Below are 15,801 nucleotides of genomic sequence, written 5' to 3'. Positions count from 1 at the left end.
AAGCGGGCGACATGCAGGGAACCGATCAAGGATACTGTCGTTTCCCTAGACTGAATCGAATTTAGTATCCACCGCCGCAGATTACTCATTTCCTTCGGAAAGGCTGTTAAGGCAGATGCCGGAATTGTCTTCTTCGCACTCCAATTCAACCTCAACCGAGAATACATCGTCAAAGCCACCCAAAACGAATAGTCCGATGGAGCCGAAATCCACCGGGCAGGGTGGTTCTGATCAGATTCCGCCGGAACAGCCATCACCGATCCGTGCTCTCTACAAGACAGAAGATGAGCTGCGTGTTCTGGCAAGCACCGTCGCCCGCGGGGAAAATATCCCGCTGCCGGGCTATCTGGCGTTTCCGTTCGATCAGCGCCTGTCCGAAAACGGCAAGCTGATCCTGCACGCCTATCGCGCGTCTGACGCTGCGTCGCGTGCGGGTGAGACCATTACGCCTGCCGCGCAATGGCTGCTCGATAACCATTATCAGATCGACAAGAATGTCCAGCAGGCCCGCCGCGATCTGCCGCGCCGCTTCATTCGCCAGTTGCCGCCCTATAAGGCGGTTGAGGGCATGCCGCGCATTTTCGCGCTGGCCTGGCTTTATGTCGCCCATACGGACAGCAATTTCTCGCTGAAAACCCTGACGGCCATCGTCCAGGGCTTTCAGGAAGTCGAGCCGCTGAAGATCGGTGAATTGTGGGCGCTGCCGTCCGCCGTTCGCTATTTCCTGATCGAGAATGCGCGCCGTCTGGCGCTGCGCGTCGACCGCGCCCGCAACATGCGCAATCTCGCCAACACGGCTGCCGACCGTATCGTGGTCGCCGATGGCGCAGAGCTGGATTCCGTTCTGGCGCAATATACGCAGGCCGCCCGCGACAGCACTTTTGCCACGCATCTTCTCTATCGTCTGCGTTCCGCATCCACTGACACCACGGCTGCTGCCAGCTGGCTGGAGCGGATTCTGGAGCAGGAAGGCAGCAACCCGGAAGACGCCATCGTCGAGGAACATGCGCGCCAGTCCACTGGCGGCGTGACGATGGGCAACATCATTCGCAGCCTGAAATCCATCGACGACGTGGATTGGGAAACCTGGTTCGAAACCGTCAACGAGGTTGATGCGATCCTGCGCGATCACAGCGATTTCGAACTCCTCGATTTCCGCTCGCGCAACGCCTATCGCGTGACGATTGAAAAGCTCGCCCGCTATTCGGATATGAGCGAAATCGATATCACCTGGGCAGCACTCAAGCTTGCCGAGGAAGGACAGCGCGCCGAGCAGGCAGGCCATCCGCAAGCCGAAGGCAAGGGGTCCATCGCCTATTATCTTTCGGGCGACGGTCGCAGCGAATTGGAGAAGGTCTGCGGTTACAAGGCGCCCTTTGGCGTCAAGGCGCTGCGCTTTTATCGCGGGCTTGGACTTCTCGGACTGTTCATCCCGACGGCGATCTTCACGATCCTCATTCTGCTGCTCGTCAACTACTGTATGAGCCGCGCTGGTCTTTCGACCGATCTGCGCACGCTGTTCACGCTGCTGGCGATCTTCCCGGCGATGGATGCGTCCTATTCGCTGTTCAATGCGCTGGTGCCGTGGTTTGTGCAGCCAACGCGTCTGATCGGCTTCGAATACAAGGAAGGCTTGCCTGAAGAAGCGCGCACGCTTGTTGCTGTGCCGACCTTCATCACCTCGCGTGATTCCATCGATGAACAGATTCGCAATCTGGAAGTCCATTATCTTACCAATCCGCGCGGCGAGATTTATTTCGCGCTGGTCAGCGACTGGGTGGATGCGAAGCAGGAAATCAAGCCTGCGGATATGGAAATCTACGAATATGCGCGTGAGGAAATCGCCAAGCTCAACGAGCATTATACGGGCGGCGACCAGCCGCGCTTCTTCCTCATGCATCGTCGTCGCCTGTTCAACGACAAGCAGAATTGCTGGATGGGCTGGGAGCGCAAGCGCGGCAAGCTGCACGAGCTGAATCTGCTTCTGCGCGGCGACCAGGATACGAGTTTCTTCCCGCCGGACGAGCGTCTGCCGAAGGAAATCAAGTATGTGATGACGCTGGACGCCGATACGCGTCTGACGCCGGAATCTGTCACCAATCTGGCCGGCAAGCTCAGCCATCCGCTGAACCGCCCGGTCATCGACGAAAAGACCGGCAAGGTCGTTCGCGGTTATGGCATCCTGCAGCCGCGCGTCACGCCGTCGCTGACCACCGGCGACGAAGCGTCGTTCCTGCAGCGCGTCTTCTCGGTCAATCGCGGCATCGACCCTTACGTTTTTGCGGTTTCCGACACCTATCAGGACCTGCTGGGCGAAGGCACCTTCACCGGCAAGGGTCTTTACGACATCGACGCCTTTGAGGCGGCGCTGAAGGACCGCGTGCCGGAAAACACGCTTCTCAGCCACGATCTTCTCGAAGGCGGCTATGCCCGCGCTGCTTTGGTCAGCGATGTGGAAGTCGTGGAAGATTATCCGACCGGCTACAATGTCGATGTGTCGCGCCACCATCGCTGGGCGCGCGGCGACTGGCAGCTTCTGCCATGGCTGTTCTCCACCAATCGCGGCGTCAGCGCCACGACCCGGTGGAAGATGGTCGACAATCTGCGCCGCTCGCTGAACCCGATCCTGTGGCTTCTCGCTGCTGTGGTTGGCTGGAGCGTGCTGCCGCTCGGTGCGGCTGCCGTCTGGCAGGCCTTCCTGATCGTCAGCATGTTCGTGGCGCCGACTTTCGGCATCGTCACCAATCTGATCCCGGTGAATATGGATTATTCGCTGAAGGGGCATGCGCAATCGGTACTAACCGATATTGCGCTCGGCACGGCAGATGTGGCGCTGCGCACCACCTTCATCGCGCATTCGGCCTTCCTGATGGCCGATGCCATTGCGCGCACGGTCTATCGCCTGTTCGTTTCGCGCCGCAATCTTCTGGAATGGCGCACGGCTGCTCAGGCCAAGACGTCACCCGACACGCTGCTGTTCTATTTCCAGCTCATGTGGCCAGCCATGGCCATTGCGGGTCTGGCGATCCTGTTCCCGCTTGCTGCGGAAAGCCATGCCGCGCTGATTGCAGCACCTTTTGCGGTGATCTGGTTCGTCTCGCCGCTGATCGCATGGCTGGTCAGCCGTTCGGCCAAGCCGCAGGACACACTTGAAGTTCTGTCGTCCGACAAATCGGATCTGCGCCGTTATGCGCGCCGGACATGGCGTTACTTCGCCGAGTTCGCCAATGAGGAAAACCATCATCTGCCGCCGGACAACTTCCAGGAAGATCCGGCGCCGATCCTGGCCCAGCGGACCTCGCCGACCAATATCGGCGTCTATCTTCTGTCGATTGTCGCAGCGCGTGATTTCGGCTGGATCGGCTTCGATGAAACGGTAGAGCGTGTCGAGGCGACCGTCGATACGCTGGAAAAGATGGAGAAGTATCAGGGCCATCTCTACAACTGGTACGAAACCAACACGCTGAACCCGATGCGCCCGCTCTATGTTTCGGCGGTCGATAGCGGCAATCTCGCCGGCCATCTGGTGACGCTGTCTTCGGCGCTCGAAGAATGGGCGGAAGCACCGTCCGTCTATGTGCAGGGCGATCTCGACGGCATCCTCGATGTCAACGACATCCTTGAGGAAACCATCGCGAATATCCCGGACGACCGCCGCATCCTGCGTCCGCTGCGTCGCCGTCTGGAAGAGCGTACAGCCAATTTCCGCCGCGCCGTGCGCACCATCAAGGAAGAACCGGAAACGGCATCCTTCCGCACGATCAACCTGTCGCTTTTCGCCAATGACATTGTGCGTCTGATGGAAGAACTCGACAGCGAGATCGAGACGCCCGCCAGCGGCGAAGCCAAGGAATGGGCGCGTATTCTGGTCGATACCTGCCAGGCGCATACCGATGACGCCATGGGTGAACGCGATACCGACGCACTGCGCGAACGCCTGCGCGATCTCGCAACCCGTTCGCGTCAGCTGGCCTTCGACATGCAGTTCGGCTTCCTTGAGCGCAAGGAGCGTCGCCTACTGTCGATCGGCTTCCGCGTGCAGGAAAACGAACTGGACGAAAGCTGCTACGATCTTCTGGCTTCCGAAGCGCGTCTGGCGAGTCTGTTCGCCATCGCCAAGGGCGACGTGCCGGTCGAGCATTGGTTCAAGCTGGGCCGTCTTTTGGTGCCGGTGGGCTGGAAGGGCGCTCTGCTCTCCTGGTCCGGCTCGATGTTCGAATATCTGATGCCGCCGCTGGTCATGTCCGAGCCGCTCGGTTCGCTGCTCGACCAGACCAACAAGCTCGTCGTGCAGCGCCAGATCGATTACGCGACCTCACGTGGTCTGCCATGGGGCATTTCGGAAGCGGCGTTCAATGCGCGTGATGCGCATATGAACTACCAATATTCCAATTTCGGCGTGCCTAATCTGGGTCTCCAGCGCGGCCTGTCGCGCAATGCAGTCATCGCGCCTTATGCGAGCCTGCTGGCATCGCAATATCAGCCAGCGGCAGCCGTGGCCAACCTCAAGCGTCTGGCCAAGCTTGGCGCGCTGGGCCGCTATGGCTTCCACGATTCCGTGGACTTCACCCCGTCGCGTGTTCGCGAAGGCGAAACCTGCGCGGTCGTGAAGAATTATTATGCCCACCACCATGGCATGGCGATCATCGCGGTCAACAACGTGATCTTCGAAGGCCGCATGCGTGAGCGTTTCCACTCCGATCCGGTGATCGAAGCAGCCGAACTGCTGTTGCAGGAAAAGGCGCCGCGCGAAATCCCGATGATCTACGCCAAGACGGAAAATCCGATGCGCGTGGATTCGGGCGGTTTCGACGATGCGCCGATGCGCATCATCGACAAGCCGTTCAAGGCGCCGCGCACCACGCATATGATGTCGAATGGCCAATATGCGCTGATGGTCACCGCCAATGGCTCCGGCTACAGCCGCTGGCACAATTGGGACATCACCCGTTTCCACGCCGATGCATCGGAAGACCTTCAGGGCTCCTTCCTGTTCCTGCGCGATATGGAAAGCGGCTACTGGTGGTCGGCAACTGGCGAGCCGGTGCGCAATCCGGACGAAGAAACCAAGACGGTCTTCACCGAAGACAAGGCGGAATTCTACAAGACCGCCGGTGACATCAAGACCGTCATGGAAGTGATCGTCTCGTCGGAATATGACGGTGAGGGCCGCAGGCTCGACATCATCAATACGTCCGCGCGTGACCGCATCATCGAAGTTACCTCTTATGAGGAACTGGTGCTGACCGACAAGGACAGTGATGCCGCCCATCCGGCCTTTGCCAAGATGTTCGTCGAAACCGAGATCGCCGATAACGGTTCGACCATCTATGCCAAGCGCCGCAAGCGCGCGCCGTCCGATCCGGATATCCATGTGGCGCATTTCGTCACCGATCTGACCGGCGCTGTCCGTGAAACCGAGGTCGAAACCGACCGTCGCGCCTTCATCGGTCGTGGCCGCAGCCTGCGCGATGCGATCGCGTTCGAACCGGGTGCGAAGTTTACTGGCAGCCAGGGCTGCGTGCTCGACCCGATTGCTTCGGTGCGCACACGCGTTCGCGTTCCGGCGCACAAGAAGGTGAGCCTTGTTTTCTGGACCTTCGCCGGTGGCAGCCGCGATGCGGTGGAACATGCCGTGGCGATGCATCGTCATCCGGAAAGCTTTGCCCGCGAGTTCTCGCTGTCTTGGACCAGCTCGCAGGTGCAGCTCTATCATATCGGTATCAAGCCGGCGGAAGCTGCCGATTACCAGAAGGTCGCGGCCTATCTGCTCTATCCGGAGCGGACCTTGCGCCAGCCGCCGGAAACCATCGCCAGCGGTCTCGGCAAACAGTCCGATCTGTGGCCGATGTCGATTTCCGGCGATTATCCGATCTTCGCCCTGCGGATCGACAATGAAGCCGATCTTGAAGTGCTGCGTGGCGTGTTGCGCGCGCAGGAATATTGGCGCAGCAAGGGCCTCACCGTCGATGTGGTGGCGGTCAACGAACGCGCCTTCTCCTATGCGCAGGACACACAGCGCGCCATCGACTGGATCGTGGAAGGCTTCCGCGCCCGGGGTGGTGGACAACCGCACATCTTCGCGGTGCGCCGCGACCAGATGAGCGACGAAAGCTACAACACGCTTCTGGCTTCGGCGCGCATCGTCATGCATGCGCAGAACGGCTCGCTTGCCGAGCAGCTGCGCCGCAGCGAGGAAATCACGGTGGATCTGGCCGCGCGCGATGCCAAGTCGGCAACGACCGGTCAGGCTGCGGTTCAGGGTCTCGGTGCTGCGGGCCTTGCACCAGCGGTTATCGAGCGCGGTTCCAGCAGCACGGAAGAACGCCGTCCGGTCGTCAAGCCGAAGGTCACCAATCGTCCGGCTCCATCGGGCGACGATCTCCAGTTCTGGAACGGCTATGGCGGTTTTGCCGAGGACGGCAGCTATGTTGTGCGGGTCAATGGCCTGACCAACACGCCGCATCCGTGGATCAACGTCATCTCCAATCCGTCCTTCGGTTTCCATGTCTCGGCGGAAGGTTCGGCCTTCACCTGGGCTGGCAACAGCCGTGACTATCAGTTGACCCCATGGGCCAACGATCCGGTCACCAACCGTCCGGGTGAGGCGATCTATATACTCGACCGCGAAACGGGCCGCACCTTCGCGCCAACGTCGAATGTGCTGCGCGACGAGGCAGTGACTTATGAAGCCCGCCACAGCCATGGCTACAGCACCTTTGCGGCGCAGCATGGCGAGCTGGCGCTGGAACTGACCCATATCGTCGATGCCGACAAGCCGGTGCGCCTGTCGCGCCTGACGGTCACCAACAAGGGTCGCTCCAAGCGCAAGCTGCGCGCCTATGGTTATGTCGAATGGGTGCTCGGCAATGCCCGCGCCAAGAACGTGCCGTTCATCGTGCCGTCGCATGATGACGAACTGGGCGCGCTCTTTGCGGGCAATCCGTACCATCCGGACAAGTCGGGCCAGATCGCCTTCTTTGCGGCGACTGAAAAGCCGCAATCGGTGACGGCTGATCGCAGCGAGTTCATTGGTACCACCGGTTCGGTGGACAGGCCGGAAGTCGTGCTTGCAGGCAAGGCGCTATCCAATACGGTGGAAGCCGGACGCGATCCGTGCGCGGCGCTCGCGCTCGACATTGAAGTCGGACCGGGCGAAAGCCGTGAACTGGTGTTCCTGCTCGGCAATGCTGCCGATCAGGCGCAGGCGAAGAAGCTGATCTCCGATACACGGACTGTGTCCTTCGAAGACAAGCTTCAGGCGGCGAAGAACCAGTGGGAAACGCTCTTCAACCGTGTGCAGGTGAAGACGCCGGACCCATCATTCGACCTTCTGGTCAATGGCTGGCTGCCTTATCAGGCGATTGCATGCCGTATCTGGGCGCGTGCCGCCTTCTATCAGGCTAGCGGTGCCTTCGGCTTCCGCGACCAGTTGCAGGACACGCTGTCGCTGCTGCTCGTCGATCCGACGCTTGCCCGCGCACAGATCCTCAATGCCGCATCGCGCCAGTTCCCTGAAGGCGATGTCCAGCATTGGTGGCTGCCTGCCACGGGCGCCGGTGTGCGCACGCTGATTTCGGACGATGTGGTCTGGCTTGGCTATGGCACGTCGCTTTATGTCGAGACGACGGGCGACCGTTCGATCCTCGATGAAAAGCTGCCTTTCCTTGTCGGGCGCAAGCTGGAAGAGGGCGAACATGATGCCTTCTATGAGCCGGAAATCTCCAAGGACACGGTGAGCCTTTACGAGCATTGCGCGCTGGCGCTCGACCTCGCGGTTGATCGCACCGGCCAGCATGGTCTGCCGCTGATCCTCGGTGGAGACTGGAACGACGGCATGAACCTTGTCGGCGTGAAGGGCCAGGGTGAAAGCGTGTGGCTCGGCTGGTTCCTGGCCTATACGCTGCGTCAGTTCATCCCGATTGCCGAGGCGCGCAAGGACAAGAAGCGTGTCGATATCTGGAAAGCGCATCTGGAAAGCCTGACGGCTGCTCTGGATCGCGACGGCTGGGATGGCGAATGGTATCGCCGCGGTTTCTACGACAACGGCGCGCCGCTTGGTTCTAAGGACAGCGACGAATGCCAGATCGACGCCATTGCGCAATCCTGGAGCGTGTTGTCCGGCGTTGCCGATCCGAAGCGCGCCGAACAGGCGATGGTTTCGCTCGAAAAGCGTCTGCTGGATGATGAGGGCGAATTGCTTCGTCTCTTCACACCGCCTTTCGACAAGACCGTGCAGGAGCCGGGTTACATCAAGGGCTATCCGCCCGGCGTTCGCGAGAATGGCGGTCAGTACACCCATGGCGCAACCTGGGCCATTCTGGCGCTGGCCCGCATGGGCAAGGCGGCGGAAGCCTGGCGTCTGTTCTCGCTGATCAGCCCGGTCAATCATGGCCGCAACCCGGATGTCTATCGTGTTGAACCTTATGTGATCGCAGCCGACATCTATTCCGTCGAGCCGCGGCGCGGACAGGGCGGCTGGACCTGGTATACGGGTTCGGCAGGCTGGTTCTACCGCGTGGCAACCGAGGGTATCCTCGGCGTGACCAAGCGCGGTGACAGGCTGCATCTCGATCCGGCGCTGCCGCCGGAATGGGACGGCTATGAAGCCGAGCTTCGCTTCGGCGAGGCGCTCTATCGGGTCAAGGTTGTCGCCGGCGCTAAGGACAAGGCGATCAAGCTCAATGGCCGCAAGGTCGGCAAGCCGGACGAAGGCGTGCCGATCAAGCCGGATGGCGAACACGAAATTGTGGTAGAGCTTCCCAAACAGAAGTGAACCGATTAAAAAGGCGGGTGAAAACCCGCCTTTTGCACGACTCAGGGCTTATTCTTGAGCATTATCCTACGCAAAACCGCTACGCACTTTTGCTGGAAATGCTTTAAGTAAAACTGGGTCCTTGTGCCATCGGATACTTGTTATTTGCTGGAGGCCGTGATGGCCAGAACTGATATCGCGCGCCGCGTCTATAACCATGCCTGGAAGCTCGATCCGATTATCCGCAGTCTGCTGGATACGGATTTCTACAAGCTTCTGATGCTGCAGATGATCTGGGGCCTTTATCCCAAGGTCGACGCCACTTTCTCGCTCATCAATCGCACGACCTCGGTACGCCTTGCCGACGAGATCGATGAAGGCGAACTGCGCGCACAGCTTGATCATGCGCGCACGCTGCGCTTTTCCAAAAAGGAAATGATCTGGCTGGCGGGTAATACGTTTTATGGCCGCAAGCAGATTTTCCAGCCTGAATTTCTGGCATGGCTGCATGATTTCCAGCTGCCGGAATATGAGCTTCGTCGCAAGGACGGGCAGTATGAGCTGCATTTCCACGGGCCGTGGTCTCACACTTCCATGTGGGAAATTCCGGCACTTGCCATCATCAATGAGTTGCGTTCGCGCGCGGCGATGAAAAATCTCGGGCCGTTCTCGCTCGATGTGCTCTATGCCCGCGCCAAGGCCAAGATGTGGAGCAAGGTGGAGCGGTTGCGCCTGCTGCCGGACCTCAAAATTTCGGATTTCGGAACCCGCCGTCGCCATTCTTTCCTGTGGCAGCGCTGGTGCGTCGAGGCGTTGAAGGAAGGCATCGGCGATTCCTTTACCGGCACCAGCAATGTGCTTCTGGCGATGGATACCGACCTTGAAGCGCTTGGCACCAATGCACATGAATTGCCGATGGTGCTGGCCGCACTCGCCAAGACCGATGAGGAACTGCGCAGCGCGCCTTACCGCGTCTTGCAGGACTGGAACCGTTACTATGGCGGCAATCTGCTGATCGTCTTGCCGGACGCCTTTGGCACGGCGGCTTTCCTGCGCAATGCGCCGGACTGGGTTGCCGACTGGACGGGTTTCCGTCCCGACAGCGCCCCGCCCGTCGAAGGCGGCGAGCGCATCATCGAATGGTGGAAATCACGCGGCAAGGACCCGCGTGAAAAGCTGCTTATTTTCTCCGATGCGCTGGATGTCGATACGATCGAAGACACCTATCGACACTTCGAAGGCCGTGTGCGCATGAGCTTCGGCTGGGGCACCAACCTCACCAATGATTTCATGGGTTGCGCGCCGAAGAACATCGAAGGGCTGAATGCCATTTCGCTCGTCTGTAAGGTGACGGATGCCAACGGCCATCCGGCAGTCAAGCTTTCCGATAATCCGCAGAAAGCGACAGGCGATCCAAAGGAAGTGGCGCGTTATCTCAAGTTCTTCGGCAATGAAGAGCGGGTCGAGCAGCTCGTTAGAGTTTAACGAGCCGCACTTTATCGCTATTCCATCAGTCGTGCTGTGCCGGACAGGCGGATCGATCCGCCGCGTTCCGTGCCGATCTGGGCGCGAAGATGCGATGGGCTTCCCATGTCCTCGCCCTGAAACACTTCGATCTCGCCGCCATGCGGCCAGCCGATATCGCGCAGATAGGCAGCAAAGGCCGCCGTTGAAGCGCCTGTTGCCGGGTCTTCATAGACACCGCCCGCAGCAAAGGGATTGCGGCTGTGGAAGCGCTGTGGCGTTTCCGAATGGATGAGCAGGATGGTCGTCCAGCCCTGCCGTTTCATCATCACGCGGCCACGCGCCAGATCATAATGCATCGAGGCAAGCTTTTCGCGTGAGCGCAGCGGCAACAGGATATGGTCTGCGCCCGCATGGATCAGCGCAGGCGGAATGCCCGGCGCAAGATCATCCTTGTCGTAGTTGAACAGCGAGAGTGCCTGCTCCACCTCGACTTCGGCGGCGGCACGGTTGCGCGTCGGCGGCGATTGCAGGCTGGCGGCGAACAGCTCGCCTTCCTTGCGACCGTCAACGCTGATGGTGCTGCCATTGAGCTTCAGATTGAAATGTCCGTCGCCCATGCGCATGGCCAGCGCTGCACCGAGCGCAATGGTGGCATGGCCGCAGAACGGAACTTCCATTTCAGGCGCGAAATAACGTACGCGCCAGCTTTCGCCATCCGGCATGGCGAAAGCCGTTTCAGAAAAGCCAACCTCCTTGGCGATTTTCTGCATTTCCTCTGGAGAGGGAAGGCGGTCCGCAATCAGCACGCCTGCTGGGTTGCCGCCCTGATTGCCTTGCGAGAAGGCTGCGATGCGCAAGACGTCCACTGAATTGTCCTTCGCCATATTCGATTCTCTCCCACCCACTCTCTATAGAAGGCGCGAATTGAGTCGGGTCAATGGCGTAGGTTAGAAGGTGCTGTCTTATCTGTAGATGACGGAATCAATCCCGCATTTCTGCGGCCCAAGGCGGGTTTGCGCCTGCGCGGGAAACAGTGACGGCGGCAGCCCGAACGCCAAGCGCAACGGCGGAATGAATCTGGTCTTCGTTCAGATTCTCGATTGAACCCTTGTTGAGCAAGCCCTGATTGTGCAGGCTGACGAGAATGCCCGCATTGACGGTATCGCCCGCGCCGACCGTGTCCACGACATCAACCTTGACGCCCGGCACACGCACCGTTGCACCGGCCGTATAGGCATCGGCGCCATGAGCGCCCTTGGTGATGACGATCAACTTTGGACCAAGCTTCAGCCATTCGGCGGCGATTTCATCATGACTGCCATGTTCGCCAAACCAGTTGAGATCTTCGTCCGACAGCTTCACGATATCGGCCAGCGCGATCATGCGCTTCATGCGGGCCAGATGCTTCTCGCGGTCGGTGATGAAACCGGCACGGATATTGGGATCGAGGAACATGACGCGCTTTGGCGCTTCACGGGTCATCAGCGTTTCATAGACGCTGCCACACGGCTCGGAAATCAGGCTGATGCAGCCAAACAGCATGGCGTCGATGCTGTCATCCACGAAAGGCATATCGCTTTCGGAAAGCATGCGGCCAGCCGTGTTCTCATCGTAGAAAGCGTAGCGCGCCTGACCGTCCACAAGGCGGACGAAGGCAAGTGTCGTGGGGCGATCCGAAATGGCGGCAAAGGAATAATCCACATTCGAGCGGGCCAGCGTGTCACGCAGCACTTCGCCGAAGAAATCTGATGAAATGCCGGAGAAGAAGCCCGTCGGCACGCCAAGCCGCCCAAGCGCTATGGCCGAGTTGAAAACCGAACCGCCCGCAAAAGGCACGAAGGCCGTTTCGCCGGTCGCGGTTTCGCGTGGCAGCATGTCGATCAGGGCTTCACCGCAACAAAGGATCATGGCTCGGTCTACTGTTAAATTGGATTTTAAATCGATTAAAGCGAACTAAACAAAAAGCGCGGTGTTTTTCAACAGCCGCGCTTTGTATTTTTGTCAGACGTGCTGGCCGCCATTGATGTGTATTTCCGATCCTGTGACATAGGACGAAGCCTCGGTGCACAGGAAGTAGATGGTTTCTGCGACTTCCGAGGTTTTGCCGAGGCGGCGCATGGGCAATTGTTCGACCAGCTTTTCTGTGCCCGGCGACAGGATCGCTGTGTCGATTTCGCCCGGCGCAATGGCGTTGACGCGGATACCATAGGGGCCGAAATCCGAAGCCATTTCGCGGGTCAGCGAGGAAAGCGCTGCTTTCGACGTGGCATAGGCGGTGCCCGCAAAGGGGTGAACGCGGCTACCAGCAATCGAGGTCACGTTGACGACCGAACCCTGTGCTGCTTCAAGTTCCTTGAACAGGCCACGCGCCAGCATGATAGGCGCCATGAAATTGACCTGAAACACGTCGCGCCAGACGGCCATCGGTGTTTCGATCGAGTTCAGGCGGCGTCCAGCCTCGGCTTTCGGCGAAATGCCCGCATTGTTGACGAGCGCATGCAGCTTGCTGCCATTGGCTTCCAGCCGGCGGCGGATTTCGGCGATCGCCTTGCCGACATCTTCCTGATCGGCCAGATCGACCTTGATGTGGTCTTCCGGGCCAGCGGGCCATGGGCAGTTATCGGAGAAATCCTGCCGCGAGCAGGTAATCACGCGCCAGCCTGCACGTGAAAAACGCTTGACGGTCGCATGGCCGATACCACGGCTTGCGCCAGTCAGAACCAGCGTCTTGCGCTCTTCGTCAACCTTCGGGCCTTCGGACTGGGACGCGTCTGTTTTGGTCATTTGGGTCATGGGAAAACCTCGCTCTCAAATCTTGAATAGACCATGCCGCTCAAGATTTCGAGGGGAATCAGAGCATTTCCAGCAAAAGTGCGTAGCGGTTTTGCGTCGGATAATGCGTCAAAATAAATAGATAGAGCGGTTCCACGATCCGGTTCTAACCGGAACCGCTCTAACAACTGCGTGAGGAAGGTGCTTCACTTGATCGCGACCGGGGGAGCGGATTGTCATCCGCTCCCCCGGTTCTCGCCAATCCTTACTGCGAATTGCCCATGATGATATCGAGCAGCGTGGTCGAGCCGCCCTGACGTCGCTGCGGTTGTTGGGCAGGCTGCTGCATCGGCTCGCCGCCGACATCGCCGGGCGGCATCGGGCGATAGGTGTCATCATAACCGCCGGATGCATTGCCCTGTGGACCGGGTGCATTCACAGGATACGGGGCCTCTTGCGGCGACGCCTGCTGAATGTCGCCGCGCATGGTGGTCTCAGGCGCGGGCGGCCAGTAGCCATCGTCGCCGTTTGCGGCCATTGGCTGATCGCCGTAACCGCCTTGCGGCATCATGTTGGGATCGTAAGGCGCATTCGGGTCCATACCGTCGCTGCCGCCGGGAACGACATTCTGGATGTCGTAATGGCCGGGCAGTTCTGCAATGGGCACGCCTTTGTGCGCTACCTGCATGAAGCTCTTCCAGGCGGCAACCGGTAAGGTCGAACCGAAGACGCGCTTCATGCCCTTGCCGTCGTCATTGCCGAACCAGACGCCAGTGGTCAGATTGTACGTGTAGCCGACGAACCATGCGTCGCGGAAATTCTGGCTGGTGCCGGTTTTGCCCGCTGCGGGCCAGCCGCCAAAGGCTGCCTTGCGCGCCGTGCCGTCCTCGACGGTCCGCCGCAACATGGCGTTCATCATGCCGACATTGCGCTCATCGATGACGCGGGGACCGACGGCGTCGTCTTTTTGATAAAGCACCTTGCCGTCGGCATCCGTCACCTTGGTGATGAAATAGACCGGCGCGCGATAGCCGCCATTGGCAAAGGGCACATAGGCATCGGCCAGTTCCAGAAGCGTCACTTCCGAGGTGCCAAGCGCTAGCGAGGCATTCGGGTCAAGCTTCGACTGCACGCCGAGGCGATGCGCCGTATCGACCACGGTTTGTGGGCCGACTTCCATCACGAGCTGGGCAGAAACGGAGTTGAGCGAGTGCGACAGCGCGGTCGCCAGTGTCACTTCACCCATATATTTGCCGTTGTCGTTGCTGGGCGTCCATTTGCCGATCCGCACCGGCGCATCGTTGCGCACCGAATCCGGTGTGCGGCCCTGTTCCAGCGCCGAAAGATAGACGAACGGCTTGAAGGAAGATGCAGGCTGGCGGCGGGCATCCGTCACGCGGTCAAACTGGCTGGCGGCATAATCCACGCCACCGACCATGGCGCGCACTGCGCCGGTGCCGTCGATGGAAACGAGAGCGCCCTGGCTGACATTCATCTTCTTCCCGTTCTGGGAAATCTGATCCTTGATCGCTTCTTCACCGGCTGATTGCAGATTGAGATCGATTGTCGTTTCAACCGTGATATCGGTCTTTGCCTCGCCGATCAGCGCCGGCAATGCGGACACGACCTTGTCGGCGACATAGTTTTCCGAGCCCTGCCAGAAGGACGGCGCGCGCGTCGGCGGCTCGCTTTCGGCTATGGCTACCTGCTGGTCGTCGATCATGCCTTCCTCGCGCATCGCGCCCAGCACCAGCTTGGCGCGGGCGGCGGCGGCTTCGGGATCGCGGGCGGGCGACAGGCGGGATGGCGCTTTCAGAAGACCAGCCAGCGTGGCTGCTTCCATCAGGTTCACATCCTTGGCCGACTTGCTGAAATAACGCCGGGAGGCAGCATCGACGCCATAAGCGCCCGAACCGAGATAGACCCGGTTCAGATACATCTCCAGAATCTGGTCCTTGGTGTATTTATGCTCAAGCCACAAAGCGAGCATCACTTCCTGAACCTTGCGCTCCAGCGTGCGGTCAGGCGAGAGGAACAGGTTCTTGGCCAGCTGCTGGGTGAGCGTGGAGCCGCCCTGAACAGCGCGGCCCGAAACGGCATTGGTGACAATGGCGCGGGCAAGGCCGATGGGGTCGATGCCGAAATGCGAGTAAAAGCGCCGGTCTTCAATGGCCACAACGGCCTTGGGAATGAAGGCGGACATTTCGTGCAGGCCTATTGCTTCGCCGCCGGTGGTGCCGCGATTGGCAATCAGTTTTCCACTCACATCGACAATGCGCACATTCGGCGGCCTGTCGGGGATTTCCCAATCTGTCGTCGGCGGCATCTTGGCGGCGAAATAGACGAGCACACCGGCAAGGCCGATGCCGCCCCACAGGCCAAGGACGAAGCACCAGTAAATCGCACGGCGCAGAAAGCCGAAGAAGCCGCGCGGCTTCACCTTGCCGCGGCGTGCTGCACGCGGTTCACGATCCCGGGACGGTGTCCGTTTGCGTTGCTGCGAGCGCGCCATACGCTCCTCCTCATCGACATGGAAATCGTCCTCGTCAGTCCTTTTCTGTTCGTTGCCGAAAGAAGGGTCGATGCGTCCGTTCCTGTCGTCTCGCGATGCCATATTCTGCCTAAGTCGCCCACCTGCGCGCCGGTTCGTCATGCATGCGAACCGGTCATTTTCCAAAAATATTTCTGCATTGCCGTTACGTCGTCGGCGAATGCGAACAAGGGTCTACCCGGTGCAGGGTAAATGCGGCGGTTTAAAGGGACGTAAATCGCCTGTTAATAAAAAGCCCGCCATGAGGCGGGCTTTA

At 59.7% G+C, this 15,801-nt stretch carries 6 protein-coding genes; 2 read left to right on the top strand and 4 right to left on the bottom strand.

Features of this window, described 5'->3' with window-relative positions; all coding sequences use genetic code 11:
- Positions 1 to 196 precede the first annotated feature (196 nt).
- The gene (locus FHW00_RS00455) at positions 197 to 8,776 is read left to right on the top strand and encodes a GH36-type glycosyl hydrolase domain-containing protein (RefSeq protein ID WP_445558195.1); all 8,580 of its coding nucleotides are present in this window, start codon (positions 197 to 199) and stop codon (positions 8,774 to 8,776) included.
- A 159-nt stretch (positions 8,777 to 8,935) separates the two neighbouring features.
- On the top strand, positions 8,936 to 10,240 hold the full coding sequence (pncB, locus tag FHW00_RS00450) for a nicotinate phosphoribosyltransferase (RefSeq protein ID WP_078339675.1): 1,305 nt from the start codon (positions 8,936 to 8,938) through the stop codon (positions 10,238 to 10,240).
- Positions 10,241 to 10,257: 17 nt separating this feature from the next.
- On the opposite strand, the gene FHW00_RS00445 is transcribed toward pncB, so the two are convergent.
- From FHW00_RS00445 to FHW00_RS00430, 4 genes are all read right to left on the bottom strand, one after another.
- Entirely contained in the window at positions 10,258 to 11,088 is an 831-nt protein-coding gene (locus FHW00_RS00445; protein ID WP_078339707.1) for a PhzF family phenazine biosynthesis protein, read from the bottom strand.
- 115 nt (positions 11,089 to 11,203) lie between these two features.
- A complete protein-coding gene (locus tag FHW00_RS00440; protein WP_078339674.1) occupies positions 11,204 to 12,130 on the bottom strand; it encodes a carbohydrate kinase family protein in 927 nt (308 codons plus the stop codon).
- Between the two features lie 93 nt (positions 12,131 to 12,223).
- Entirely contained in the window at positions 12,224 to 13,015 is a 792-nt protein-coding gene (locus FHW00_RS00435) for an SDR family NAD(P)-dependent oxidoreductase (RefSeq protein WP_078339673.1), read from the bottom strand.
- A gap of 244 nt (positions 13,016 to 13,259) precedes the next feature.
- Positions 13,260 to 15,608: a transglycosylase domain-containing protein gene (locus FHW00_RS00430; protein WP_182514630.1), complete on the bottom strand. Its 2,349-nt coding sequence runs from the start codon at positions 15,606 to 15,608 to the stop codon at positions 13,260 to 13,262.
- Between the last annotated feature and the right edge of the window lie 193 nt (positions 15,609 to 15,801).

Source organism: Ochrobactrum sp. P6BSIII (assembly GCF_014138065.1).
In the GTDB taxonomy this organism is placed as follows: Bacteria; Pseudomonadota; Alphaproteobacteria; order Rhizobiales; family Rhizobiaceae; genus Brucella.
The sequence above is the reverse complement of the archived record's forward strand: the minus strand, read 5'-3'. Positions and strand labels throughout refer to the sequence as shown.